26 protein-coding genes are annotated in these 26,807 nt (G+C 35.1%); 12 read left to right on the top strand and 14 right to left on the bottom strand.

Going from position 1 to position 26,807, the window contains the following annotated elements; translation table 11 throughout:
* Positions 1–14 precede the first annotated feature (14 nt).
* Positions 15–845 (bottom strand): dihydropteroate synthase, encoded by an 831-nt coding sequence (folP, locus tag Q0838_RS03775; protein ID WP_298951506.1) that lies wholly within the window; start codon positions 843–845, stop codon positions 15–17.
* A gap of 55 nt (positions 846–900) precedes the next feature.
* On the opposite strand from folP, the gene Q0838_RS03770 reads away from it, so the two are divergent.
* The 5 genes from Q0838_RS03770 (at position 901) to Q0838_RS03750 (ending at position 4,963) form a co-directional block, all read left to right on the top strand.
* Entirely contained in the window at positions 901–1,434 is a 534-nt protein-coding gene (locus tag Q0838_RS03770; protein ID WP_298951503.1) for a DUF1599 domain-containing protein, read from the top strand.
* On the top strand, positions 1,431–2,048 hold the full coding sequence (recR, locus tag Q0838_RS03765; protein ID WP_104516052.1) for a recombination mediator RecR: 618 nt from the start codon (positions 1,431–1,433) through the stop codon (positions 2,046–2,048). Before Q0838_RS03770 ends, recR begins: the two co-directional genes overlap by 4 nt.
* A 3-nt stretch (positions 2,049–2,051) precedes the next feature.
* The gene (locus tag Q0838_RS03760) at positions 2,052–3,143 is read left to right on the top strand and encodes a glycosyltransferase family 2 protein (RefSeq protein WP_298951491.1); all 1,092 of its coding nucleotides are present in this window, start codon (positions 2,052–2,054) and stop codon (positions 3,141–3,143) included.
* A 134-nt stretch (positions 3,144–3,277) separates the two neighbouring features.
* The gene (locus Q0838_RS03755; protein WP_298951488.1) at positions 3,278–4,597 is read left to right on the top strand and encodes a dihydrolipoamide acetyltransferase family protein; all 1,320 of its coding nucleotides are present in this window, start codon (positions 3,278–3,280) and stop codon (positions 4,595–4,597) included.
* 81 nt (positions 4,598–4,678) lie between these two features.
* Positions 4,679–4,963 carry a hypothetical protein gene (locus Q0838_RS03750; protein WP_298951485.1) on the top strand — a complete coding sequence of 95 codons (285 nt, stop codon included), beginning with the start codon at positions 4,679–4,681 and terminating at the stop codon, positions 4,961–4,963.
* A gap of 106 nt (positions 4,964–5,069) precedes the next feature.
* Here Q0838_RS03750 and Q0838_RS03745 read toward each other — a convergent pair whose 3' ends face one another.
* A complete protein-coding gene (locus Q0838_RS03745; RefSeq protein WP_298951482.1) occupies positions 5,070–6,035 on the bottom strand; it encodes a Fic family protein in 966 nt (321 codons plus the stop codon).
* A gap of 50 nt (positions 6,036–6,085) precedes the next feature.
* Positions 6,086–7,231, bottom strand: a complete 1,146-nt coding sequence (locus Q0838_RS03740) for a glycosyltransferase (RefSeq protein WP_298951479.1) — start codon at positions 7,229–7,231, stop codon at positions 6,086–6,088.
* Positions 7,232–7,262: 31 nt separating this feature from the next.
* Between Q0838_RS03740 and Q0838_RS03735 the strand changes: the two genes are divergently transcribed.
* Complete coding sequence (locus Q0838_RS03735; protein WP_298951476.1) at positions 7,263–8,108, top strand: glycosyltransferase; 846 nt, start codon at positions 7,263–7,265, stop codon at positions 8,106–8,108.
* A 12-nt stretch (positions 8,109–8,120) separates the two neighbouring features.
* The gene (locus tag Q0838_RS03730; protein ID WP_298951473.1) at positions 8,121–8,522 is read left to right on the top strand and encodes an FdtA/QdtA family cupin domain-containing protein; all 402 of its coding nucleotides are present in this window, start codon (positions 8,121–8,123) and stop codon (positions 8,520–8,522) included.
* Here Q0838_RS03730 and Q0838_RS03725 read toward each other — a convergent pair.
* The 3 genes from Q0838_RS03725 to Q0838_RS03715 are packed head-to-tail and all read right to left on the bottom strand — an operon-like array spanning position 8,499 to position 10,878.
* A complete protein-coding gene (locus Q0838_RS03725; RefSeq protein WP_298951470.1) occupies positions 8,499–9,437 on the bottom strand; it encodes a glycosyltransferase family 2 protein in 939 nt (312 codons plus the stop codon). The two genes, Q0838_RS03730 and Q0838_RS03725, sit on opposite strands and share 24 nt — an antisense overlap.
* Positions 9,434–10,180 carry a glycosyltransferase family 2 protein gene (locus tag Q0838_RS03720; RefSeq protein ID WP_298951468.1) on the bottom strand — a complete coding sequence of 249 codons (747 nt, stop codon included), beginning with the start codon at positions 10,178–10,180 and terminating at the stop codon, positions 9,434–9,436. Before Q0838_RS03720 ends, Q0838_RS03725 begins: the two co-directional genes overlap by 4 nt.
* A gap of 14 nt (positions 10,181–10,194) precedes the next feature.
* Positions 10,195–10,878 (bottom strand): ATP-binding cassette domain-containing protein, encoded by a 684-nt coding sequence (locus Q0838_RS03715; protein ID WP_298951465.1) that lies wholly within the window; start codon positions 10,876–10,878, stop codon positions 10,195–10,197.
* A 124-nt stretch (positions 10,879–11,002) separates the two neighbouring features.
* Here Q0838_RS03715 and Q0838_RS03710 point away from each other — a divergent pair, with 124 nt between their 5' ends.
* The 4 genes from Q0838_RS03710 to Q0838_RS03695 all read left to right on the top strand — a co-directional run bounded on the left by Q0838_RS03710 (position 11,003) and on the right by Q0838_RS03695 (position 18,844).
* A complete protein-coding gene (locus Q0838_RS03710) occupies positions 11,003–14,026 on the top strand; it encodes a tetratricopeptide repeat protein (protein WP_298951462.1) in 3,024 nt (1,007 codons plus the stop codon).
* A 6-nt stretch (positions 14,027–14,032) separates the two neighbouring features.
* Positions 14,033–15,760 (top strand): TonB-dependent receptor, encoded by a 1,728-nt coding sequence (locus tag Q0838_RS03705; RefSeq protein ID WP_298951460.1) that lies wholly within the window; start codon positions 14,033–14,035, stop codon positions 15,758–15,760.
* A 182-nt stretch (positions 15,761–15,942) separates the two neighbouring features.
* Positions 15,943–17,583, top strand: a complete 1,641-nt coding sequence (locus Q0838_RS03700) for an amidohydrolase (RefSeq protein WP_298951457.1) — start codon at positions 15,943–15,945, stop codon at positions 17,581–17,583.
* 31 nt (positions 17,584–17,614) lie between these two features.
* Positions 17,615–18,844 carry a WG repeat-containing protein gene (locus Q0838_RS03695; protein ID WP_298951455.1) on the top strand — a complete coding sequence of 410 codons (1,230 nt, stop codon included), beginning with the start codon at positions 17,615–17,617 and terminating at the stop codon, positions 18,842–18,844.
* A 22-nt stretch (positions 18,845–18,866) separates the two neighbouring features.
* On the opposite strand, the gene Q0838_RS03690 is transcribed toward Q0838_RS03695, so the two are convergent.
* The 7 genes from Q0838_RS03690 to Q0838_RS03660 all read right to left on the bottom strand — a co-directional run bounded on the left by Q0838_RS03690 (position 18,867) and on the right by Q0838_RS03660 (position 24,737).
* A complete protein-coding gene (locus Q0838_RS03690; protein ID WP_298951452.1) occupies positions 18,867–19,283 on the bottom strand; it encodes a YkvA family protein in 417 nt (138 codons plus the stop codon).
* On the bottom strand, positions 19,280–19,696 hold the full coding sequence (locus Q0838_RS03685; protein ID WP_298951449.1) for a VOC family protein: 417 nt from the start codon (positions 19,694–19,696) through the stop codon (positions 19,280–19,282). Before Q0838_RS03685 ends, Q0838_RS03690 begins: the two co-directional genes overlap by 4 nt.
* 270 nt (positions 19,697–19,966) lie before the next feature.
* On the bottom strand, positions 19,967–20,509 hold the full coding sequence (locus Q0838_RS03680; protein ID WP_298951446.1) for a ClpP family protease: 543 nt from the start codon (positions 20,507–20,509) through the stop codon (positions 19,967–19,969).
* Between the two features lie 62 nt (positions 20,510–20,571).
* The gene (locus Q0838_RS03675; protein ID WP_298951444.1) at positions 20,572–21,594 is read right to left on the bottom strand and encodes an AI-2E family transporter; all 1,023 of its coding nucleotides are present in this window, start codon (positions 21,592–21,594) and stop codon (positions 20,572–20,574) included.
* Between the two features lie 125 nt (positions 21,595–21,719).
* Positions 21,720–22,562, bottom strand: a complete 843-nt coding sequence (locus Q0838_RS03670; protein WP_298951441.1) for an alpha/beta hydrolase — start codon at positions 22,560–22,562, stop codon at positions 21,720–21,722.
* Positions 22,563–22,573: 11 nt separating this feature from the next.
* Complete coding sequence (locus Q0838_RS03665) at positions 22,574–23,122, bottom strand: hypothetical protein (protein ID WP_298951439.1); 549 nt, start codon at positions 23,120–23,122, stop codon at positions 22,574–22,576.
* Positions 23,123–23,219: 97 nt separating this feature from the next.
* Complete coding sequence (locus Q0838_RS03660; RefSeq protein ID WP_298951436.1) at positions 23,220–24,737, bottom strand: helicase HerA-like domain-containing protein; 1,518 nt, start codon at positions 24,735–24,737, stop codon at positions 23,220–23,222.
* A gap of 832 nt (positions 24,738–25,569) precedes the next feature.
* Between Q0838_RS03660 and Q0838_RS03655 the strand changes: the two genes are divergently transcribed.
* The gene (locus Q0838_RS03655; protein ID WP_298951433.1) at positions 25,570–26,202 is read left to right on the top strand and encodes a 7-carboxy-7-deazaguanine synthase QueE; all 633 of its coding nucleotides are present in this window, start codon (positions 25,570–25,572) and stop codon (positions 26,200–26,202) included.
* Here Q0838_RS03655 and Q0838_RS03650 read toward each other — a convergent pair.
* Positions 26,199–26,747 (bottom strand): DUF2911 domain-containing protein, encoded by a 549-nt coding sequence (locus tag Q0838_RS03650; RefSeq protein WP_298951430.1) that lies wholly within the window; start codon positions 26,745–26,747, stop codon positions 26,199–26,201. The two genes, Q0838_RS03655 and Q0838_RS03650, sit on opposite strands and share 4 nt — an antisense overlap.
* Positions 26,748–26,807: the final 60 nt, after the last annotated feature.

Below are 26,807 nucleotides of genomic sequence, written 5' to 3'. Positions count from 1 at the left end.
TAGCTAAAATATAATTATTTTACAGTTAACCGGTTATAAAGCGCTATAGTTTCCATCGCTTCTTTAACATCGTGCACACGTAAAATTTTTGCGCCTTTCATTAAACACACCATATTTAAAGCTGTTGTCCCATTTAGAGATTCTTGTGCGGTACATTCTAGGGTTTTGTAAATCATTGATTTACGAGATATTCCAGCTAGAATAGGTAGTCCATGAGCTTTTAAAAGATCTAGATCAGAGAGTAATTCAAAATTTTGTTGGGTAGTTTTTGCAAAACCAAAACCAGGATCTATAATGATGTCATTAATTCCGCAAGCTCTTGCAGCAGCAACACGTTCAGAAAAATAACGATTTATTTCTATCACCATATTATCATAACTGGTCATGGTTTTCATGGTTTGTGGAGTACCACGCATGTGCATCATGATGTAGGGGATTCTTGCTTTTCCCACAGTTTGTAACGTGTTTTCAGATAAAAGACCGGCGCTTATATCGTTCACGATAGTCGCTCCGTGATTAATAGCCTTTTCTATTACGCTTTCGCGAAAGCTGTCACAACTTAAACCTCTAATAGAAAATCGAGCTGTTATCAAATCAAGAACTGGGAGAACTCTAGATAACTCTTCTTCTACACAAATGTCCGTACCATCTGGTCTAGAGCTGTAGCCACCTACATCTATAAATGTAGCGCCAGCATCTAGCATGGTTTCTACCTGATTTAAGATAGCAGCGTCATTTTTAAGTTTTCCACCATCATAAAAAGAGTCTGGTGTGCAGTTTACAATACCCATGGTATGAGGTGTAGAAAGGTCGATAAGTGTGCCCGCGCAATTTATAGTCGCCATGAAATATGGTTAATTGAGTTTTAAATGCGAAATTTACGCAAAATTTATAGCCCTTATGTCGCAAACCAGCCAGCAATATGATGCAGTTATCACACGATGTCGTGATTTGTTTTCTAATAAAATGAAGGATTATGGTAGTGCATGGCGCATTTTACGCTTGCCATCACTTACAGATCAGATTTTTATAAAAGCACAGCGCATAAGAGGTCTTCAAACTCTTGTAGAAACAAAGGTGGACGAAGGCCAAGAAAGCGAATTTATAGGCATTATTAATTATTCCATAATGGCGCTTATACAACTAGAAAAAGGTGTGGTAGAGCAACCAGATCTAGAGCTAGAAGAGGCCGTTGCTTTATACGATCATCATGTTGCTATTACTAAACAGTTAATGATGGATAAAAACCATGATTATGGTGAGGCATGGAGAGATATGCGAGTAAGCTCTTTAACTGATTTGATTCTGCAAAAATTATTGAGAGTTAAACAAATTGAAGATAATAAGGGAGCAACATTAGTATCAGAAGGTATCGATGCAAATTATCAAGACATGATCAATTATGCTGTTTTTGCTTTGATTCATTTATCATGAATTTTTCCTCAAAAATATTAGAAGAAGCGGTAGATCAAGTATCGCAATTACCAGGTATAGGTAAACGCACCGCATTGCGACTGGTATTGCATTTAATGCGCCAGCCAGAGCATAATACAGATGCATTATCTGACGCGTTATTAAAAATGCGACACGATCTTAATTTTTGTAAAAAATGCCATAATGTAAGTGACGTAGAGATTTGTGAGATTTGTGCCAGTCACAACCGCGATCAGTCCATCGTTTGTGTGGTAGAAGATATACGCGACGTCATGGCTATAGAAAACACGAGTCAGTATCGTGGTTTGTACCATGTTTTAGGCGGTAAAATAAGCCCTATGGATGGAATAGGGCCACAAGATCTTAAAGTAAGATCACTCGTAGATCGTGTGAAAAATGATGGCGTTACAGAAATTATTTTTGCGCTAAGTCCTACCATAGAAGGTGATACTACTAACTTTTATATCTTCAAACAACTCGATGGACTAGAAGTCAACACTTCTACCATCGCGAGAGGAATAGCCGTAGGAGACGAGTTAGAATTTGCCGATGAGGTAACGCTAGGAAGAAGTATCTTACATCGCGTTCCTTATGAGAACTCATTAAAAAACTAATTCTTGCAATTATCCATCATCATACTTAATTATAACGCAGCAGCTTTTCTTGAGTTGTGTGTTTATAGTGTGATGCGAGCTGTTAAAAATCTAGATGCAGAGATTATCGTAGCTGATAATAGTTCTACAGATCACAGCCTAGAGATGTTAGCCTCTGTTTATGGTGATCGTATAAAAGTGATAGCACATAAAGAAAATCATGGTTTTTCTAAAGGGAATAACCTTGCTGTAGAACGAGCTCAAGGAGATTACCTGTGTATTTTAAACCCAGATACGATAGTAGGAGAGAAGGTTTTTGAAGAGTGTCTCGCTTTCGCGAAAGCGGAACCCAAAGCAGGCTTTTTAGGAACCCAGCTTATAGATGGAGCAGGTAAATATTTGCCAGAAAGTAAAAGACATGTTCCTACACCTAAAGTCGCGAGACAAAAAATGCTGGGCAAGGACAGTAACTATTACTTTAATGAAGTTGGTCAAAACGAAAGAGGCAAAGTAGAGGTGCTAGTAGGTGCATTTATGTTCTGTCATAAAAATGTGTTTAAAGATTGCGGTGGTTTTGACGAGCGTTACTTTATGTATGGAGAAGATATCGATTTAAGTTACACGGCGCTTCAAAAAGGATATGATAATTATTACCTAGGTGATCAAAAAGTGATTCATTTTAAAGGAGAAAGTACCGTAAAAGATAAAATCTATTTAAAAAGGTTTTATGGAGCCATGGGGTTATTTTACGATAAGTATTTTAAACAATCTACCTTAGAAAAAAAGGCAATTGATCTTTTAATACACAGTATGATAGCCATGAAAGGCACAAAAACGACCGAAACTGTCCAAGAAGAAAAAGAATTTATAATCGTTACCAAAGATCCTGCGCTTCAAATAAAAAATGTAAAATCTACAGTTTTTATAGAAATGCTAGAATCCTGTAATAGGCTGAACGAGAGTGTGCTTTGGGATGTGGGTTCTTTAAAATTTGAAAAAATAATTTATTACATGTCTAATAATACAGAAAGGACTTATAGATTTCTGAATCAGAATAAAACCTTCTATATAGGTAGTGATAGTAGTAAATCGCGTGGGATAATGAAAATTGTCTAATAGATCTTTGTAAACACTGCAAAATCGATAAATGATTCTTAAAACATTGCTATATCGATGAGTAATCCGCAATTGTAAACTGTTTAATTAGTACTTTTGCAAAATAATTAAAACGTTATAGTACCTTATTAGTTATGGCAAAATTTGAACTGAAATTACCTAAAATGGGAGAATCTGTAGCAGAGGCTACAATAACTTCTTGGCTTAAAAATGTAGGCGACACCATAGAAATGGACGAGCCTGTTTTAGAAATAGCGACAGATAAGGTGGATAGTGAAGTGCCTAGTGAGGTAGATGGAACTCTTGTTGAGATTTTATTTCAAGTAGATGATGTGGTGCAAGTAGGCCAGACTATTGCAATTATAGAAACTGATGGTAATGATACCGGAGCGACTACTGCTGCTCCAGAAGAAACTACTGTTACTGCAACTAAAGAGGTAGAAGCTGCTGCTACCGAAGTAGAAAAGCAAATCTCTCAGGTTACAGAAAATGTAGATTATACAGATAGCGATTCTTTTTACTCTCCACTAGTAAAGAATATAGCAAAAGAAGAAAGTATATCTCTTACAGAGCTAGAATCAATTTCTGGCACAGGTAAAGATGGTCGTGTTACTAAAAACGACATATTACAATATGTTGCAGATAAGAAAGCAGGTAAAACTGCTGCACCTGCAAAGACAGCCGCTCCTGAAGCTGCTGCGGTTTCTAAACCAGCTGCAAAGGCTGCTCCAGTGTCTGTAAATGGAGAAGATGAAATTATTGAAATGTCACGTATGGGTAAACTGATTGCTCACCACATGGTGGCATCAGTACAGACTAGTGCACACGTTCAAAGTTTTATTGAGTGTGATGTGACTAATATCTGGAACTGGAGAAAGAAACATAAAGATGGTTTTAAACAAAGAGAAGGTGAGAACCTGACCTTTACACCTATTTTTATGGAAGCAGTAGCACAAGCTTTAAAAGAATTCCCGATGATGAATATCGCTCTAGATGGTGATAAAATCATTAAACGTAAAAATATAAACCTAGGTATGGCTGCTGCTTTACCAGATGGTAATTTAATTGTGCCTGTTATTAAAAATGCAGACCAATTAAATCTAGTAGGTATGGCAAAGTCAGTAAATGACCTGGCTAACAGGGCTAGAAATGCAAAATTAAAACCAGACGATACTCAAGGCGGTACGTATACGGTAACTAACGTAGGTACTTTTGGTTCTGTGTTAGGAACACCTATTATCAATCAGCCACAAGTGGGTATTCTTGCTCTAGGTGCGATAAGAAAAGTACCTGCTGTTGTAGAAACACCAGAAGGTGACTTTATCGGTATAAGAATGAAGATGTTTTTATCTCATAGTTACGACCATAGAGTGGTAAACGGTGCGTTAGGTGGACAGTTTGTTCAACGTGTGGCACAATTGCTAGAAGCGTTTGATGTAAATCGTACGGTGTAATTAACTTTTAGATCGATTATAATTTTAAAGCCAGTTTTTATGAACTGGCTTTTTTAATTCCTTTAATCTTACCTTTGCTGCATGGAAAAAGATCTTTACTTACAACAAATAGATTATTTTAAAGGAGCGCAAGTTTTACATTATTTTGAATTTGTAGAACCTCAAGAAGTTAAAGACGAATACTTTGCTGTGCATGAAATTCATGCCGTAGTAATTTGTGATTATGAAGGAGAAGAGACTATGTTATTCTATCTAGATGATGGTCTAGAAGTTGCATTAGAATTTGAATGTGTAATTCCTAAACAAGCTAAAGAACAAACAGCTCAAGATTTTGCTGGAATAGATATTCAATGGAAAAATAAATAGAGTAAATTCTAACTAGAATTTTATAGTAAAAAAAGGCTCTAAATATCAATTTGATTTTTAGAGCCTTTTTTAGATTCACTCAAAACCCCTAAGGTCCAAAAAAAACTCAATCAAGTTTTCTTTTTCTCTTCCTATTAGAAATATAGTCGGTTACTGCTTTTTCTGTAGTGTACCATACGCGTCCTTCTTTATACGCGTCTATTTTGCCTTGACGAGCGAGCAAACTCACATATTCCTGACCATAGGAGATCGATGGTTCTTTAACAATTTTAGAAATAGGTGCATAGTCTCCAGCGGTGTCATCTAGATTACTTAAGTAAATGTCTAAGGAACGCATTACCGCTCTTCCTACTAAGAAGAATAGTTTTTCTAAATTTCCATTATTTGCGTCATTAAGCGCAGTGTAATATTTTTTACGATCTACCTTTAAAATAATTGCTGGTGGATAACCTTCTTTTAAAAATAGCAAGTTAAAAACCAACCTAGCCGTACGGCCATTACCATCAAAGAATGGATGTATCCACACAAAACGATGATGGAAAATAGTCGCTTTTATGACAGGATGAATATCTAGGTCTTCTTCATTTACCCAAGTAATAAGTTCTTCTATTAAATCAGAAACTTTTCTTGCGTTAGGAGGGACAAAGTTGGCGCCGCTTATTCTTACACCTGCATTACGTATGCGACCAGCAAAATCTTTATCTATACGGTCCATGACTAGCTCATGAACATTAAGAATATCTCGTTCTCTAAAAACATAATCAGGTTGTACCAGATTTTCTACGTAATCTATCGCCTCATGATGATTTACAGCTTCAAAGTATTCATTTATTGATTTACCGCTTACCGTTAATCCATCTTCAAGAACCATTCTCGTTTCTTGAAGTGTTAGTGTGTTTCCTTCTATACTATTAGAATTGTAAGTCCATTCTAGAGATAGGCTCTCTTTAATGCTGTGTACAACAGGGCTTGAAAATGGTCTATATAGATCTAGTCTGGCTTTCTTCTCATCTATTTTGAGAAGTAAATCCATAACTTCATAGGGTACACGTATATCTTTCCAGTTCTCCACGCCTCAAAGTTACTTCTTTTTACTTAAAATCGGCAAACTTATTTTTATATCTATCCGATGTTAAGGTAGTGTTGTTGATATGCTCGCGCTATTTTTATACTGTCGTGATGGTCTAGAATATGTTTTCTAGCGGCTTTTCCTATTTCTAGAATATCTTGTGGGTTATCAATGAGAATAGATAATTGATTTACTAGATAATCTACATCTGGTCTCGCGTCCATGACAGGGACAGAGGCTAGATCATGCGCTTTTAAATAAATAGAACTACCGCCAGAAAAAACAACTTTTCCCTGCGCCATAGCTTCTAGCGCATTGTAACCTTGGTCATAACACAATACTTGATCTAGTAAAATATGAGCGTTTTTATATTTGGTAATATATTCTTGATAGGGTAGGCTTTCTGCTATCGTAATAAAGACTTTATTACCGTATTTCTTCTTTATAATTTCTAGCGCTTCTTCAAAATAGTTGATTCCCTTTTTCCAATAATTACCTCTGTTGATTCCCATAAATATTTGAATTTGTGAGAGATCTGTATTTAATTCTAATTGAAATTTTGAATGGTTGATAGCTGCAGGAATTATAGCCGTTGCCTTATCCTGCTGTTTTAGAGCCATCGCATAATCTACATTACTAGGTATTATATTTTGAGAGGCTTCTAGTACTTTATAATAATTATCTCGGTAACCATCACCTAGATATTTATACGTGTGAAACAATTGCTGTTTTTGAAAATCTCCTCTGTGTACCGAGTCTAAAATATTGTAACCCTCATGTTCTTCTGTAAGAAATCGGGCATATTCATGGTCATCACCACAGGCTATTAAAAAGGACTTTTGATTATTTTTAATTAGAAAATCCAGCATGATACGTTCTACAGCCGGCTCGCACCCAAATGGGTTAGAATTGATAAACTGTACGATATCGTAGTTTTTTAGAAGGTTCTCGCTTTCGCGAAAGCGTGCTAATTTCAATCTATCTTCTAGATTATAGCCTGTCAGTTTCCACCAGCCTACTTTTATTTTGCGATGTAACCAGCTTTGTTCAAAATACGTGCTGCCTACTTCTATATCTACAGGAAAACGTTTAAAACCGTCGCCATCACCTACAATAGTTACTTCATGATCTAGCTGTTGCAGACCATGTTTTAAGGAATTATGAAATCCACTGTATTCACCTACGAGCAATATGCGCATATAGAAGTATATTTGAGGTAAAGATAAGCACTTGAGCAATTACACATCAGATGACCTAGAAATTTGTATCGCTACTATGAATAGGAGTGACTTTTCATTTCTAGAAACCATGTTTAAACAGCCTCTTGATAGTATAAAGGCTCATGTGTTGATTGTTAATCAATCTCTTGATAGTGAGTTGATCTCGATTCATGAGAACATTAGAGTGATTCCTATGCGAGAGATGGGTTTGAGTAAAAGCCGTAATCTAGCTATTCAAAACTCTTTAAAAGACTTGTGCTGGATACTAGACGACGATTGCATTATTGAAACTAATGCTATAAGTGTAGTAGTAGCGGCACATAACGAGTATGTGGATACGGTACTAACCTTTAAAACAACCATACCTAGCGGAAAAGGTTTTTATAATTATAAAAATTCTTTTTACAAGCATGATTTTAAAACAATTATCCCAGTATTATCTCCAGAAATTACTTTTAAAAGAAAAGAGGTCGTACAATTAAATTTAAGGTTTGATGAAAGATTTGGTCTCGGCGCGCAGTTTCAGGATTCTGAAAATTTAATTTTCTTAGAAGAGGTGCTTTATAAAGGGTTGACAATAGGTTTTGTTGCAGAGACTATTGTGCAGCACGATGCTATTACTAGTAGTGATGAGGTGATGTCAGACCGATTAATTTATGCACGAGGTGCACTGGCCGCTAAGAGAAATGCAATTACAGCAGTTTTTTATTCTTTTAAATACCTTTTCTTTTTATGGCGCAAAGGTTATGAAAGATCTTTAAGTGTTTTATGGCATAAAATGAAGGTGTTTCAACAAGGTGCAAATGATTACGTCAGTGGTTTTAAAAGACCTGGCGAGAATGATCTTAAACAATAGTATATTTGATTTATGGATTATAAGATTATAGACATTCCTAAAATTACAGACCCTCGTGGTAATCTCGCGGTACTAGAAAAAGATACGATTCCTTATAAAATAGAGCGTGTTTATTATTTGTACGACGTGCCTAGTGATTCCCATCGCGGTGGTCATGCACATAAAGAATGTCTAGAATTATTGATCGCTGTATCTGGTAGTTTTACGGTAATATTAGATAACGGTAAAGTGAAAGAAACGGTAACTTTAAATAAACCAGATAAAGGTTTATTAATTTCTACCATGGTATGGCGTGAGCTTGCTGACTTCTCTAGTGGTGCGATGTGTCTGGTTCTTGCTTCTCATGAATTTGAAGAATCTGATTACATAAGAGAAAAAGAAGATTTCTATCTAGCGACCGGTTCTAATTCTTAATCCAGAATTAGATAAACTGTGATGTACTCTTTTTAATAATTTTAATTGCCAGCTACTTAATTTAAGTAACTTCTGTTGTTTTACTGTTAAATTAGAAAAGTCCATTTTACTAACTAATTGTTGAGCTTCTACTTTTTTATTTGCTATAATCAATTCTATGGCAAGTGCATATCTATTAATGTCTAGAAATTTCTTTAAGCCTTTATGTTGTGATGAGAACTTTTCATAGATATCAAAATCTGTATAAGTTCTGTTTTCTAAATTTATGAGATGAGATCTGTTTACTGCAGTTTCATCTTTTATGACAGTAACTGTAGGGTTAAATGCGATCTTTTCATGTAAAGCTAATTTTATATAAAAATCAATATCTTCAGAATGTGTTATCTCTTCATTATAAAGTGAGGTAACGCTAGTTTTAATCCCAAAACTAGAAGAGAACAGTGTAGAATTAAGATAGTTGTAGGTAAAGAAGTTATCTAACTCTCTAGAGTTATCAGTTTCTAAATTAGAAAATAGAGTTGCTTCAAATGTAGTAGCGCTTTTCTTTATTTTATAGTTGTTAGCAAACACCCTAGCGTTAGGAAACTTTAAAATGGTTTTAGTTAGTTCTTCTACATGGTTCGTTTCCCAATAATCGTCTGCATCTAGAAATAGGATGCCATCATAATTGTTAGATTTTGCATAAGAGATGCCTTTGTTTCTAGCGTTGCTTACTCCTTGATTATCTTGTGATATGATCATGACAGCATCACTCTCAAACTCGCTTGCAATGGATAAACTATCGTCTGTAGAGCCGTCGTTAATAATTAATAAATCGGTTGCAACAGTTTGTGCGAGAACAGATGAAATAGCTCTTTCTATAGCAGCTTCTTTATTGTAAAGCGGTATAATAGTTAAGAATCTATGGTCCATCATCTACTTATTCTTGAGTAAACTCCTTTGGTGATTAAGAGAAGCGTTTTTAAAACAGAATTTCTATTCCTTGCATTTTTGTAATACAGTTTAAAAATATGTTTTCTAAAGGTATGATCTTTTTTTACAGCGCTGTATCCGCCATCGCTAAAATAGGCGATGTTTCTATCGATGAATCTATGTTTTATGGCTTTATGAAAGAACCATTTTATATTGTGTGCCCAGTCTGCATGCACGTGATAGGATAAATCATAAGAACCAATAAGGTCAAAAACCTTTCTTGTATAGAAAATAGCTTGGTGCGATATGTTTTTATGAAAAATAGCTGCGTCGGTAAATTTACCAGCATAATGATTGCCTAGTTTATGACTATTTACATTTCCATAAATAACATCTACAGGATGGAGTTGTGCGTGTTCTTTTATATCCTTTAGTACGTTTATATCTAGAAGGTAATCGTCAGCTCCTAAAAAGTATAAAAAACGACCTTGAGACATTTTTACACCTTTATTCATAGCGTCATAAATACCGCGATCCTTTTCAGATATAAAACGCAATACAAAAGTGTCATCTCTGTATGACTGTATCAGTTGTAGTGTGTTGTCAGTAGAACCACCATCTATGATTATAATTTCGTAGTCTTGAGAAGACTGTGTCTTAATGCTGTTAATGGCATTATCGAGAACCTTTTCTACATTAAATGTAGGTATAATGATACTGAAGAAAGGTTTCTTTTTTTCTGTCATGGAAAATAGCTGGGTTATACCGCTTTTTGAACTACTTCAAAAATTTCTCCATCATCACATTTAAGCGTTTTAGATGGGTATTTAAGAATTAAGGCATAATCATGAGTTGCCATGAGGATGGTATTTCCATTTTTATTAATTTGTTGAAGAACTTCCATGATTTCCACACTGGTTTGTGGGTCTAGATTTCCGGTAGGCTCGTCTGCAATGATAAGTTCTGGCTCGTTAAGTAATGCTCTTGCTATCGCAACACGTTGTTGCTCACCACCAGAAAGTTCGTGTGGGTATTTAAAACCTTTAGTCTTCATTCCTACTTTATCCAGTACTAGCTCGATGCGTGTAGACATTTCTTTCTTGCCTTTCCAGCCCGTTGCTTTGAGGACAAATTTTAAATTATCGTTGATATTACGGTCAGTTAAAAGTTTAAAGTCCTGAAAAACCACGCCTAGTTTACGTCTCAGGTAAGGTATTTCTTTTTTACGTAAGCGAGATAAATTATAGTCTACTATAGTTCCTTCTCCTTTTTTAAGTGGTATATCTCCATAAAGGGTTTTCATTAAAGAGCTTTTACCGCTACCGGTCTTACCTATAAGGTACACAAATTCTCCTTTTCCTATTTCCAGATTCACATTTTTTAGAATAAGGTTATCTTTCTGGAAGACATCTACTTTACTTAATGATAAAACGTGATCTGACATGAATAAAAATATTTGATGTAAAGTTAATCAAGATGTGGATAAGATTATGAATAATTAATGAGGTTTTAAGACGTTCTACCGTAGTAAATCATAATTTTACTTTAGAATTAGAATCCTTCTTATTATGAGAAAACTAACTACGGCGCTATTGTTTATTATCAATATCACTGGTGTAATTAACGCACAACAGTCCAAAATATTTACCGATGATCTGGCTATTTATAACCAGGCGATAGATCTTTACCAAGAAGACCAGTATCTAGCCTCGCAAAGGCTTTTTGAAAAAGTACTCGATGCATCTATGGATGAGGTGATTAAAGGAAATGCTTCTTATTACATCGCAAATTGTGCGGTACGATTAAACCAGCGCAATGCAGACGCGCTAGTAGAAAACTTTGTAGAAGAATACCCTACATCTACAAAGAAAAACTCTGCTGTTATCGATGTGGCAAATTACTATTTTGATAATGGTGATTATAGAAAAGCTGCTACCTGGTATCAAAGGGTGGATAAGGGCACGCTTTCGCGAAAGCAAGCTAACCGTTATTTTTTTAATACAGGTTATACTCTTGTGCATTCTAAAAAATATGATGAGGCAAAACCTTTCTTAAATCGTGTAAGTGATGATCCTGAATATGGTAGTAAAGCAAAGTATTATCTAGGTTACATAGCTTATGAAGGTGATGAGTTGCAAGAGGCTAGTGATCTTTTTGATGAAGTAGGAGAATCACCAGAAACAGATGAGAAACTATCTTATTATCAAGCAGACTTAAATTATAAATTAGGAAACTTTGATAAAGCAATAGAGCTAGCTAAGAAACAACTAGTGAAATCTAACCGCAAAGAACAATCAGAATTAAACCGCATTATAGGGCAATCTCTTTTTAATAAAGAAAAATACACAGAGGCACTACCTTATCTAGAAAAGTATCAAGGTGTGCGTGGTAAGTGGAATAATAATGATTTTTATCAGCTAGGGTATGCTTATTATAAGCAGGATAACTTTGAAAAAGCAGTAGAGACTTTTAATAAAATTATAGACGGTGAAAATGCTACAGCCCAAAATGCCTATTACCATTTAGGTCAAAGTTACATTAAACTAGACCGTAATGAAGACGCCCTTAACGCTTTTAAAAAGGCAAGTGAGATGGATCTAGACGCTCAAATAGCCCAAGATGCTTCTTATAATTATGCAAAGCTTAGTTATGAAAATGGGAATCCATACGATAGTGTGCCTGCCGTTATTCTTGCTTACCTAGAAAAATATCCTGAAACAGATAAGAACGAAGAGATGAATGAATTTCTAATAGATTCTTATTTTACTTCAAAGAATTATAAAGAGGCGCTTAACTTATTAGAAGACGGTAGAATAAATGGTAATAAGGCAGTTTATGGAAAAGTAGCTTTATACTACGGTCTCAATCTATTTACTGCTGGTGAATATCAGGATGCTCTAAGAAATTTAGATAAAGCGATCGATAACATCGTAGATCTTGAACTTAAGAAAAAAGCAACTTTCTGGAAAGCAGAAAGTATGTACCAATTAAATGATTTTACAAGTGCTTATTCTAATTTTAAAGCGGTAAACAAAATGAGTGCTGCTATAGAAGAAGATGAATTGTATAATTATGACATGGGTTATACAGAGTTTAAACTTAAAAAGTATGATGCCGCAATACAATCATTCACGGCATACACAGAACAGTCTCGAGCAAAGAGTGACCGCGTTAGATTAAACGATGCTTACTTAAGAATAGGTGACGCAAATTTTGTAACAAAAAAGTACTGGCCAGGAATGGAAGCTTATAATAAAGCGATAGAGATGAATGGATTTAACTCAGATTATGCCGCGTTTCAAAAAGCTATTTCTTATGGGTTTGTACAGAAAAACGATCGTAAGATAGAAGATTTAGAGCGTTTTATTACCAGGTTTAAAACGTCTAAATATAGAGATGACGTGATGTATGAATTAGGTAATACCTATATAAATACCAATCAAGTTTCTAAAGGTATCCATACCTATGATAATTTAATTGCAGCATATCCTAATAGTAGTTACACCTCTCAAGCAATGATGCGTAAAGGATTACAATTATATAATGATGGTAATCTAGACGCGTCTTTAACGGTGTTTAAACAAGTAGCAAATAAATACTCTGGTACTCCACAAGCAGTACAGGCTATAAGTAGTGCGAGACAGGTCTATATAGATCAAGGTCGTACTAACGATTATGCAATATGGGTAAGAGGTCTAGATGGTGTTGAGGTGACAGATAATGAGCTAGATGACACCGCTTATGAAAGTGCAGAGCAGCCATTTATTCAAGGTGATATGAAAGGAACTGCAAGAGAAATGGATAAGTATTTAAAGCAGTTCCCTAATGGTAAACATGCTTTAAAAGCTCATTTTTATCTAGCACAATCATTATTCTCACAAAATAAAAAGCTAGAAAGTATTTCTCATTATGAGTTTGTAATTATAAAGGAGAGAAGTGAATTTACAGAACAAGCACTGGCTAGGTTAAGTGAAATACATTTAGGAAATAAGAATTATGTAAAAGCTATTCCTGTTATGCAACAGTTAGAACAACTGGCAGATTTCCCTCAGAACATCATTTATGCGCAGTCTAACTTAATGAAGGCTTATTATGAAACTGAGAAGTATGTTGATGCGGTTATTTATGCAAATAAAGTATTAAGCGATTCTAGTATCGAGAATAATGTAAAGTCTGACGCCCAGATTATTATCGCACGCTCTTCATGGAAACAAGGAGATGAAACAGCTGCAAAAGCTAGTTATGAAAAAGTAAGACAGACAGCAACTGGTAGTCTTGCTGCAGAGGCTACTTATTATAAAGCCTACTTTGAGAATAAAGAAGGAAATCACGATGCTACTATTGCTACTATTAATGGTTTAAGTAAGAACTATGGTGGTTATAAGTTGTGGAGTGCCAAAGGTCTTGTGGTCATGGCAAAAAGTTATTATGCCCTAAATCAAACTCTTAATGCAACTACTATTCTCGATGCTGTGATTGCAAATTTTACACAATATCCAGAAGTAGTAGCAACTGCACAAAGCGAGCTCCATACGATTAAAAATGAAGCCGCAAAAACAAATTCATCTGTCGTACCGACAAGTCAAAACTAGTAAAAAATGAATTTCAGTATAAAATATATATCACTAGCAATAGTCGCGTTAACAGCCACTATCGCTACTGCACAAACTACACAAGAAGAGGAAGATCGTTTAAACGGTGGTACGATTACGGTAGTAAAAGCCTATGACCCTACCATAAGTGATGCTTTTAAAGTAAAGAGTAACCCAAGTTTTAGCGATACAACTAAGATTAAAAAGAAACCAGTTACTTATAGTATTTTCTCTATTCCTGTAGCTAGTACATTTACACCGGCCAAAACTGGTCTGTCTAGATTAAAGCCCACCCAAAAGGCTAAGTACTTTAAGAACTATGCACGTTTAGGGTTAGGTAATTACATTAATGTATTAGGTGAATTTGCAGTTAACTTTGAGTTAGATAGAGACAGTGATATTGGGGTTTTCTTTAATCACAACTCTTCTCAAGGAGGAATAGAAGAATCCATAGCAGACGATTCTTTCTCGGACACCTCACTAGATGTTTCTTATGGAAAACGCACTAGAGACATGAATTGGGGAATCACAGCAGGTGCTAGATACCAGACAGCAAACTGGTATGGAGATTATGAAAATGGACTTAACCTACTGACAGAAGATACAGACGTTGCCTTTAACTACCTATCTTATGCTTTAGGCGGTAAAGCAACCTTCTTTGACGGTATTTTTAAACGTGTAGATGTAAACTTTACCGGTACTACATCGAGCAATGATGGTAGTGAGATACGCTTTAAGGCACAGCCTCAATTAGGTTTTGACATTTTAGATACAGAGGTTGCACTAGGTGTAGAACTAGATTACTTGAGCGGTAGTTTTGATACTCAAGGTTTAATTCCAGCGGCAGACCAGTACACGTATTTAAAAGCAGGATTAAATCCAGCGATCAACCTTTATGGAGATAATTATAAAGTAAAATTAGGTGCGACGGTTAACTATCTTAATAACAGTGAAGCATCAGAAAGTGATGTATATGTTTATCCAGATGTGGTAGCGAGTTATATCGTAGTAGAAGAAAAATTCATTCCTTATGTTACTTTAGGTGGTGGTCTAGATATGAATTCATTACAGCAATTTGCTGGAGAAAACGTCTTTCTAGCACCAGCAATAGACGTGATACCTACTAGCAGGTTATTAGATGCTCAATTAGGTTTTAAAGGTAAAATATCTGAAAACTTTGGGTACAAAGTATTCGGTGGTTATAAAATAGAAGAGAGCAAGTCTTTTTATAATAAAGGAGTAGGAGCAATCACAACAACAGGTCTAGAAGCTTATGAATATGGAAACGTCTTCTACACACAATATGCAAATTTAAATACCACACTTTATGGTGCTACATTAAGTTATGATGTGAATACCGCATTTAACCTTAGCTTAAATGCGACTGGTTTCAGTTATGACGTTTCAGAAGGAGAAGCTTTTAATAACGTAGCTTCTCATTTGCCCGAATTCACTGCAGACCTTGTCGGGAGCTATAAGATCAATGAAAAATGGAATATAGGCGCGACACTTTACTTTGTAGGTGAGAGAGATGCCTTCAGAAATGGAGTCGGAGCAGAGACTCTTGATTCTTTTGTAGATCTTAACCTAGACGCTAACTATAAAATCAATCCTAAGTTAACTGCCTTTTTAAGAGGTCAGAATCTCACCGGTGGTAATTATGAATATTACCTGGACTACCCAGTTCAAAATTTACAGATTATGGGTGGAGCAGTTTATAAATTTGATTTTTAAAATTGTTTTAATTCCGCTTTCGCGAAAGCGGAATTAAAAGACTAGTAAACTCATTCAATTACAGGACTCACTCAATTAACTTTTGAGTGAGTTTTTTTATGATTAAAAAATATCAATATCAGTATGGATATAAGCTGTAATAATTAATTGTTTTAATAGTTTCTGTGACTTATTTTCACATCATGAAAAAAATCCTCTCCTTACTAGCGCTTGTGTTGATTATTTCTTGTCAAGAGAAAGAACAAAATACAGCAGACCTCATTATTAAAAATGCTCAAATTTATACTGTAAATAAAGACTTCTCCACGGCAACTGCTATGGCAGTAAAAGATGGTAAAGTAGTTTTTATAGGTAGTCAGGAAGATTTAAAAGCTCAAAACTTAAAGGCTGCTAAAACTATAGATGCTTCTGGTAAGTTTATTTATCCTGGTTTAATTGATGCGCACTGTCATTTTTATGGTCTAGGGCAGCAATTACAGCGTGTAGATCTAGTCGGTACGTCTAGCTATGATGAGGTGATACAAGAGGTTGTAAATTTTCAAGAGAAGAATAGCAAAAGTTTTATTATAGGACGCGGCTGGGATCAAAATGATTGGGATGTAAAAGAATTTCCTACTAATGAAAAGCTTAATGAATTATTTCCAGACATTCCAGTTGCCTTAACAAGAATAGATGGTCATGCAATGATTGCAAACGATGCCGCTTTGAAATTAGCTGGTATTACTGTGGATACAGATCCATTCGGTGGTGCTATTGAAATTAAAGAAGGGAAGTTGACTGGAATTTTAGTGGACAATCCTATGGAACTTGTAGAAGCGGTTTTCCCTGCAGAAACTATCAAAGAGTCTATTAAATCTTTAATGGATGCTCAGGAGATCAACTTCGGTTATGGAATTACTACGGTAGATGACGCTGGTTTAATGCGTTCTACCATAGAACTTATAGATAGCCTACAACAAGATGGAACTTTAAAAATGAAGATCTATGCGATGATAAGCAACACACCAGAAAACCTTGATTACTACCTTGAAAAGGGAATCGTAAAAACAAATCACCTAAATGTAAGGTCTGTAAAGTTCTATGCAGACGGCGCTCTAGGTAGTCGCGGTGCTGCGATGAAAGAATCCTATTCAGATAAACACGATCATTATGGAGCTTTATTGAGTAGTGTAAAAGATTTTAGAGGTATTGCAGAGCGTATTGCCGCTACAGACTACCAGATGAACACCCATGCGATAGGTGATAGTGCTAATTATGTGGTTTTAAAAAACTATAAAGAATTACTTAGCGATAAAAAAGATAGAAGATGGAGAGTAGAACACGCTCAAATCGTTGATCCAGCAGATTTTGAGTTTTTTGATACAGAAAATATACTTCCGTCGGTGCAGCCTACTCATGCGACTAGCGATATGTATTGGGCGCAAGATAGAGTAGGAGAAGAGCGCATTCAAGGAGCTTATGCTTATAAGAAGCTATTAGGAATGTCTAATATGCTAGCTCTAGGTACTGATTACCCTGTGGAGCAGGTAAATCCGTTTTTGACCTTTTATGCCGCAGTTGCAAGAAAAGATACCAGCGGTTTTCCAGAAAATGGTTTCTGTGCAGACCAGGCTCTTTCTAGAGAAGAAGCTTTAAGAGGTATGACCATTTGGGCAGCTTATTCTAATTTTGAAGAAAATGAAAAAGGAAGTCTAGAAATAGGAAAAGCAGCTGACTTTATTATGTTAGATCAAGATTTAATGGAAGTTGCTATAGAGCAAGTTCCTAATTTGAAAGTTAGTGCTACTTACAGTAATGGGGAATTGGTTTACTCTTCTAAGTAAAAAGTATTAATAGATTCTTAGGTGTAAACTAATGACTAATTCTCTAATAATTTTCCTGTTCTGTTTTAGCGGTATAAGTTGTTTATCACAAGATCTGAAGTCTTTTCAAGAGCAAGGTGTATATGGCTACAAATTAGGGGATAGTGTGGTTATAACTCCTCAATATAATTATGCCAAAGATTTTTATAAGGGTAATGGTGTTGTCTGTTTAAATAAAAAAGTAGGTGTAATTGATGGGAAAAATAATATTGTGCTACCTATTAAATACCATAAGGTTTACATCCTGAATGATTCGCTTTACAAAGTCAGAAATGAAGGCGAATATTATTGGGATGATATTTATGGTGTAGTAGGTAAAAATGACAGATTGATTTTGCCTCTACATTTTAAAAGTATAAATCTTTTAAAAGATAAACTTTTAGTTAGTAAAAGGAAGTTTGGAAAAATAAATAAAGGACGTTACAGTGTTTCCTATAATCCCACACAAGTACATGGTATTTATGATTTGAATGGAGATGTAATTCTGGAACCAGAATTCAGTTCTTTTAAAAAGCTAGGACAAGATACTCTTTTAGTTGGCAAAGACAGCCACTACGCATTAATAAGGACAGATGGAAGTTTTATAACTGATTTAAAATATACCGCATTTGGGGAATATTATTTTAACAAAGCAAAAATTCGTGTTGATAATTTATACGGCTTCATAGATAAAAAAGGATTCGAAGTAATCAAACCTCAGTTTAAACTGATCAGTCCGTTTTACATTAAGCAATTTACTGTCTTTTGGAAAGAGAATGGCAAGGTTGGTTTCCTAAATAGTAAAGGAGAAATTATTTTTGAATCCGATGATATTGGTTTAATGTATCCCCATTTGAATGTTGCAGCTACAATAAAAAATAAAAAGTGGGGATTAATTGATTTACAAGGCAAGGTTTTAATTCCTTTTGAACACACTACCTTTATAAGAGAATTCGAGGGAATTATAGGATTTAAAAAGGATAGTAAATGGGCGGTTTTTGATTCTGCTGGGAAGCAATTAACAGATTATAGATTTGATTCCTTGTCAGTCTTTCAAAATGAAGAGTCGCCAGATCATTCATTTTATAAACTCAAAAGCAGTATATATCCTCTATCACTTGGTTTCGTAAAAGAGTCTAATCAATATGGAGTAATTGATTCCAATGGAAAATTTGTGATTCCATTAAATGATTCAAAACAGATCGTTTTTAAATTATTAGATGAAATAAAAATTAAAGAATAAATTCTTTAGAATTGACAGTGTTCTAATCCTCTAAATAAGCCTTCTCCTTCAACTTCCAATCTAGATATCTATGTAAGTCGGTCTCGATCCATCCGGTTACAAAGGAAAGTACGGTTAGGTCATCTATAAATCCTAATCCTGGAATAAAATCTGGGATAAGGTCTATGGGGCTAAATACATATAATAATCCTGTAGTAATGGCAGCAATGGTAAACCATGGGATGTTCGTATAAATACCTTTACGATAATCTTTGATCATCATAAACATGATCTTACCTAGCTGGGCATATTTTTTTAAAAAGCCAGAATTTGCAATAGTAGAAGTAATACTTTCTTCTTTTTCTATCGCGTCATCCACATCTGCGACAGTAGTCTGTTCTACCGTTTCTAGTGTGTAATCTTTGTCAGGTAAATTTATTTTTTTTCTAAATAGTCTCATGATGCAAATATTTGATCAAAGTCCTTAAAAGACTTAAATTCTAATGAATTTCCGCTTGGGTCTTGAAAGAACATAGTGGCTTGCTCGCCTGGCAGTCCTTCAAATCTTATGTACGGCTCAATTATAAATTTGATTCCTTTTTCTTTTACCGCTTTCGCGAAAGCGTCAAAAATATCCCATTCTAGAACGACACCAAAATGTGGAACAGGAACGGCCTTACCATCTACGGCATTAATGGCTGCTTTTTGAGCCTCTTCTGTCACATGTATAACTAGTTGATGACCAAAGAAATCAAAGTCTACCCAGTGGTCAGAACTGCGTCCTTCTTTACAACCTAATGTATCGCGATAAAACGCACGTGTGGTGGTGATTTCTTTAACAGGAATAGCTAGGTGAAAAGGAGTTAGTTTCATTGAGTTGATTTTTTATGGATGTAATAATAAAGCCAGGCGATGGGAATATTACCTACTACAACTGGCAGTAAGGTGTATGAAAAAGAAGTGACAAATGATTTTAAGTATTCTTCTGAACCTATAGTAAGTATTGCATAAATACCCAACAAGATTAAAAAGATAAATGAAATTGTTCTAAAGTAAGCGTTTAAGTAATCTCTAACCATTTTTATGAAATTAAAAAGCCAGCTTAAAGATAAGCTGGCTTTTTGAATAAATGTGTTATGTTATTTATAAAATACCATCCACGATTCCGTATGCTAGAGCTTCATCAGCACCTAGCCAGTAATCACGGTTAAAATCTTTCATCACTTTTTCAAAAGTCTGTCCGCAGTTGTCTGCAAGAATTTGAGCACTTAATTCTTTGGTTTTAAGAATCTCGTTTGCAGTGATTTCAATGTCTGCACTGGTACCACGAGCACCACCACTAGGCTGGTGTATCATTACACGACCGTGTTTTTGAATCATGCGACGTCCTTTAGTACCGCCAGAAAGAAGTAAAGAGCCCATAGATGCAGCAAGACCACTACATACGGTGCTTACAGGGCTTTTAATTTCTTGCATCGTGTCATAAATAGAAAAACCAGCAGTTACATAACCACCTGGACTATTAATTACAAAAGTGATTTCTTCATTACTTAAAGAATCTAGGTATAACAATCTATCCACACAGTGTCTTGCTGTTTTATCATCTACCATTCCCCAAATGAACAATTTGCGTTGTTCAATGTAAGTTTCGTCTATTTTATCTTGAAGTTTAAATACTTTGCTCATTCAATTTTAATTTGGGTTAAAAATACGGAATCTTAAAAAATAAATCTACTCAATTAACAAGACTATATCTTCTTACCTTGTTTACCATATTCATTTTTGTAAATTTTTACGAGTAGTAAAAACAAACTTACTAATAAAGGTCCAAATATAAGCCCTATAAAACCGAATAGAGGCACACCGACTATTACACCTATAAGTGTGACGAGTGGATGTACGTCGGCTAGGCGTTTTTGCACAACCAGTCTAAATAAATTATCTGTGGAGCCTACAACCACGGCGCCATAAATAAGAATTCCTATTGCAGCGGTGGTGTCTCCTTGTGAGAATAATAAAATACACACCGGTAATATTCCTAAAGCTGTTCCTACAAATGGAATCATACTACCTATTATGGTAACAACAAACCAAAAGAAAGGATTATCCACGCCGAATATGAAGTAACCTATCAAGGCAACAACACCTTGAAGTAAGGCTACAAGTGGTATGCCTATGGCGTTTGATTTTACTAGATCTATACTTTCTTTACCTATGTTCTTTGTGTTTTCTTCTTTAAGTGGCAAATAAACTAAGGCGGTTGCGAGCCATTTTTTGCGCTCTGTTAACATGAAGTATAATAAAAAGAACATAATCCCTACAGATATAGTTACGGTAAGGCTAGAGTTTGCGAGATCTTGAATGTTTTGGGATATCCATGTACTTACTTCACTAGAATTTATGTTTTCAGAAATATTCATTCCTACTAGCTCTTCAGTTTTGGAAATCTCTGATTTTATAGTGTCGGTTATAGCTGTACTGTTCTGTATAGCTGTCTTTACTTTAGAAGTAAGCATCAATCCTATTCCTGCAATAGGTAATAGAATAATCACAAATGATAAGAACATAAGAAGCGTTGCGGCTAGTGCAGGTTTCCATTTTCTTTTTTCAAGTTTCTCTTGAAGTGGTGAGAGTAAAATAAATAAAGTAACAGCACCTAAAACACCTCCTAAATAAGGGAGCAATTCCATGCCTATCAAGAATAGAATACCTATTATAATTAACAGGATGAATAGCTGTCGTATCTTAGTGGTAGCAATCTGATCGGTCATAAGTGTCGGTTATTTCTTAATGACATGGTTAGGGTTTTTATAGTTGTTATTTTTAATATCTAGGTTTAATGAATTTATAATTAATCTGGTAAGTAACGCATCATTATAGGTTCATAATAATATTCTTAAGGTGTTGCTAAGAATTTTAAAACCTCTTTGATAACCTCTGGAGTGTAGAGGCTATGACCGCCAGTTTGAGATGTGTAAGTACTGGCGTTAGGCATTTTTGCTGCTATTTCATCCATTGCAGCATAAGGTACAATCACATCCTGCGGATTATGTATAATTAAGGAAGGAATTTGAATGTTTTCTGCAAAATCTGCAGTTACAAAATCTTCTATTAGAAAGCCAAAAGTGCTTTTAAGTAAGTTGTTTAAACTACCATAAACAGAGTTGTTGAAGCTAGTTATGTTTTGATAACCGCGCATAATAACTTCTAGTTTATTCGGGCTGCCTAATAAAACTAACTTATCAATAAATTCATGGGGATGATTTGATTCTTGATAAATAGTAGCCATTGCGCCTACGCTATGTGCGATTATTATTTTAGGCTCGTATAAATCAATTACTGTTGTAATAACTTTAGAATATTTTACAGCGGTAAATAATTTACCATCAGATGCGCCGTGTGCAGGTGCGTCTATAGCGATAATGTTATAGTCTAGTTTCTGTAAAGGTTCAATAAGGTATTTCCATCTACAGGCGTTAGATTCCCAGCCATGATTTAATAATACGGTAGTACCGCTGCCTTTCCAATGATAGACCTGAAATAGACCATCTTCAAACGCGATTTGTTGCGTTCGTGCAGTACTGAGAAATTCTTCTTGCTGTTCTGTGATTTTACCTCTTCTAGGTATGCTGAATACTTTGAGCGCTAGATTTGCTGCCTTTTCTTTAGAAAATAAGTGAATCGTATTAAAATAAAAGCCATACAGTTTAGGTATGGCTTTTTGAAGTGTTTTTTTCATGTGTATTTAAATTACCAAGACACAAACATATAAAGTGGCTTTGTGTCTTCTGGAATCATTGTTTTTTCAATAGAAGCGCTAATGTCAAACTTCACATCGGTAGGTAAATCGTCTTTAGATATGGTGAAATAAAAATTTTCTTCATTTACCCATACTACAGCATCGTCGATCATATTATCTACACTACTTATCTTATATGCAGTACTTATTTCATTATACGTACTGTTTTTATTGATACCTTTTAAAGTGGTGAAACGCTCATCGCGTATGATTATGTTTTCAATGGTAGCCGTGCTATCTAGAGCCTCACTAGGGGTAAGGGTTAATAAATGCGCTCCACCTTTTTCAAAAATTTCAATTTGATTTGCGCCGTTACTAAATTCATCTCCTTTGATAGCTCTCACAATACTGTCGTTAGCATAAATACTATCTAATTGAAATACCTTCATATTTTTAGTTAGGTGACCTACACGATCTTTATTCCATTCAAATGGATCTTGATCCTTTGAGCAACTAGCTAGTACTATTATTATGGCAATTAACGCTATTACTTTTTTCATATATTTATTTAAAGATGTAAAATTACAATTGCTAGAGAAATTACACGAGTTTTGGATTATTTATTTTAATGTTCTTATTAGAATTTTAACGCTTAAATTACTTTAACGCTTTACCTAAAATTCCCATTACACCTCTTATAAAGGATGCGCTTGTTAAAACTTTAAGTATAGGGTTTTGTCTTGTGCTGGTTCTAGAACTACTAGATTTGTTAGTTTTAGCTTTCTCTTTAGCAGCTTTTTCTTTTATTTCTTGTTCGTTTGCCTCTTCTATTTTTTTCTGTAATATCTCTTCTGCACTTTCTCTATCTATTTCTTCGTTGTACTTATCTGTTAGTTCAGAATCGGCTATGAGATCGCTTAGCTCTCTATCAGTAAGTACATCCATACGGCTTTCTGGAGCACGCAGTAATGTTGCGGCTAGAGGACTAGGTCTTCCTTTTTCATCTAGAGCACTTATTAAAGCTTCACCTATACCTAAGGATGTAAGTATTTCGGCAGTGTTGTAATAATCTGTTTCAGGATAATTTTGTGCGGTAAGCTTTATGGCCTTTCTGTCCTTTGCAGTAAAAGCTCTCAAAGCGTGTTGTATTTTAAGTCCCAGTTGACTCAGTACACCTTCAGGTATGTCTGTTGGGTTTTGAGTTACAAAATAAAGACCTATTCCCTTAGAACGTATTAATTTTACAATACTCTCTATCTGACTTAGTAGTGCTTTGCTTGCATTATCAAAGATTAAATGAGCTTCGTCTATAAATAAAATAAGCTCTGGTTTATCGCTATCTCCTTGTTCAGGGAATGTCGAGTATATCTCGGCTAGTAGGCTTAACATAAATGTTGAGAAAAGCTTAGGTCTGTCTTGTATATCAGTAAGTCTTATAACATTTACATATCCATTACCATCAGGATCTTTTCTCACTAGATCTTTAACATCAAAACTACGCTCACCAAAAAAGCGTTGTGCGCCTTGTTGTTCTAACTCGATAAGTTTTCTAAGAATCGCACCTGTAGAAGATGTAGATATACGTCCATATTCTTCTTGAAATTCTTCTTTACCTGCTCCGGTAGCATATTGAAGCACCTTTTTTAAATCATCTAGATCTAGTAAGGGCAGTTTATTATCGTCACAGTATTTAAAAACTACCGATATGATACCAGCCTGAGTTTCTGTAACATCCAGGATTCTTGATAAAAGCACCGGGCCGAATTCACTCACCGTGGCTCTCATTTTAATACCTTCCTGTTCTGAAATAGTCATGATTTCTACAGGTGATTTTCTTTTTTTGAAATCTAGACCTATTTTTTCGTGTCGCTCATCTATTTTTTCATGTCCAGGACTTTCTGCAGCTATGCCAGATAGGTCTCCTTTGATATCCATTAATAAAGTAGGAACACCTTGTTGTGATAGTTGCTCTGCTATTATTTGTAAAGTTTTTGTTTTTCCAGTTCCTGTGGCACCAGCTATTAAACCATGTCGATTCATGGTTTTTAGTGGGATCTTTATATGAGCGTTTGTTAAGGTCTCACCATCTAACATTGCAGCACCCATAATGATAGCATCGCCTTTTGGGCTGTAGCCGTTAGTTATATATTTGTAAAATTCATCTTTTTGAGACATGAAAAAAGTGTTTCCTCAAAAGTAAATTAAAAATATGGGTATAAAAAAAACAGCTCGGTAATTAAGCTTAACTGTTATTATTATGTCTTTAAACGGTAGGTCTTAAAGAGATTATATTATTATTCTTAGTGCCGCAAATGTCTAATCACCTCAATTGTGCAACAGGTTCATTAATTATAATTAAGGATCAAGTGCTTCTTTTATGGTGATTTTTATTGATAGATTCTAGCAGTTCACCTGCTTTCATGAATTTCTGGTGTGGTTTTCTATCCGCGGCTCACGTATTACTTGTTAACGTATTTACAAGTCTCTTTTATTAAATTTGCAGGGTGCGATATCATTGCTTATTTGAGCAGTACTAGATTTGATTATTCTATTTTATGACTTATGTAATATCTTGACAGGTAGCACGGGAATAGAAAGTCTATTTAGTACCACTGTTATAAAGGATTCATATTTTTTTTTAGTTTTTATAACTATGTCAGGATTTTATACTTGTATGAAATACGATAGATTCTTCTAGAGACCTAGAGATTCAATTTATTCCAGTGGTGTTCATTATATGAAGAATAAAACTGCTGGTTGTGCTGATTATTTATAAGTTAAGAACTCATAGACAGTATTTTATGTAGATACAGATGACGGTCTATCTATAGATGAAATAGTAATTGTTTTAAATAGATAAAGGATTCTTTTAAAAGAATAATAAAAAGGTAGCAAGGTTAAGTATTTGAATTAAAAACAGTTATGTAATTGTGTTTTTTACTGACGTATCACTTTATCATATGTTAGACTGTTATAAATAATGTAAAAGCTAACGTATCTTTGCAAGATGCTAGAGAAAACAATACAGCAACAGGTTGAAAAAGGTACTATGTTACCATTAATGGAAGAATTTTACACCATTCAAGGTGAAGGATATCACACTGGTCGCGCAGCTTATTTTATTAGAATAGGTGGTTGTGATGTGGGGTGTCACTGGTGCGATGTAAAAGAGAGCTGGGATCCAGAAAAGCACCCACCTACAGATGTGGATCAAATAGTTGCAAATGCAGCAAAGTACAGTAAAACTATAGTAGTGACAGGAGGAGAGCCTCTTACATGGAATATGGAACCTCTTACGACAGGTTTAAAAAATGCTTCTCTTGATGTCCATATTGAAACTAGTGGTGCTTATCCACTTTCAGGCCACTGGGATTGGATTTGTTTATCTCCTAAAAAAGCAAAAATGCCGCTTCCAGAAGTCTATGAAGCAGCACATGAGCTTAAAGTAATCGTCTTTAATCGTCATGATCTCGCTTTCGCGAAAGCGGAATCTGAAAAAGTTTCTTCTACATGCAAGCTTTTTTTACAACCAGAGTGGTCAGTGCGTGAAAAAATGATACCATTTATTACTGAATTTGTGATGGAAAATCCAGAATGGCAAGTTTCTTTGCAAACACATAAATATCTAAACATTCCTTAAGGATTTACCAGGGTAAAAGGGACGCTCGCTATAGTGTCGTCCCATCCTAAGAATAACATGCCGCCATCGTTTTGTTCTACAAAACTGATAGAGAATGATTCTATTTCTTGTGGGGATGGGCGCACCTCCATACTTGTTGTAATTAGGTTTTTAGAAGCGTCGTATTCTAGACCAGATTGCGTGGTGTCTGTGTTGAGAATGAATTCCCAGCCCTTCTCACTCGGGATAGTGTAAAGGGAGTATGTGCCTGCTTTTACTAATTCATTATTGAATTTTACGTCTTTGTAGAAAGCGATTTCAGTAGCCTCATTTGCGCCAGTTCTCCATACCTGGTCATAAGGAACTAATTTGCCGAAAATCTCTCTGTCACGTTTAGACGGTCGGCTGTAGATTACTCTGGCAATAGCGGCTCTACTTGCATCGCGGTACATGACCACGTCTAGTGGGCTTTTATCTAACTGTGAGAAAGTTAGGTGGCTGTCCTTTTGTGAAAAAGAAAAAAACGAACAGGTCAAACATAACAAGATAATTTGGATATTTTTCATAGTGTGTGGTATAGATTATAGTAGGTTTAAGGTAATCAATATTAATGCCATATGCGTATT

This window comes from uncultured Nonlabens sp., from assembly GCF_947495285.1.
GTDB lineage: Bacteria > Bacteroidota > Bacteroidia > Flavobacteriales > Flavobacteriaceae > Nonlabens.
The sequence above is the reverse complement of the archived record's forward strand: the minus strand, read 5'-3'. Positions and strand labels throughout refer to the sequence as shown.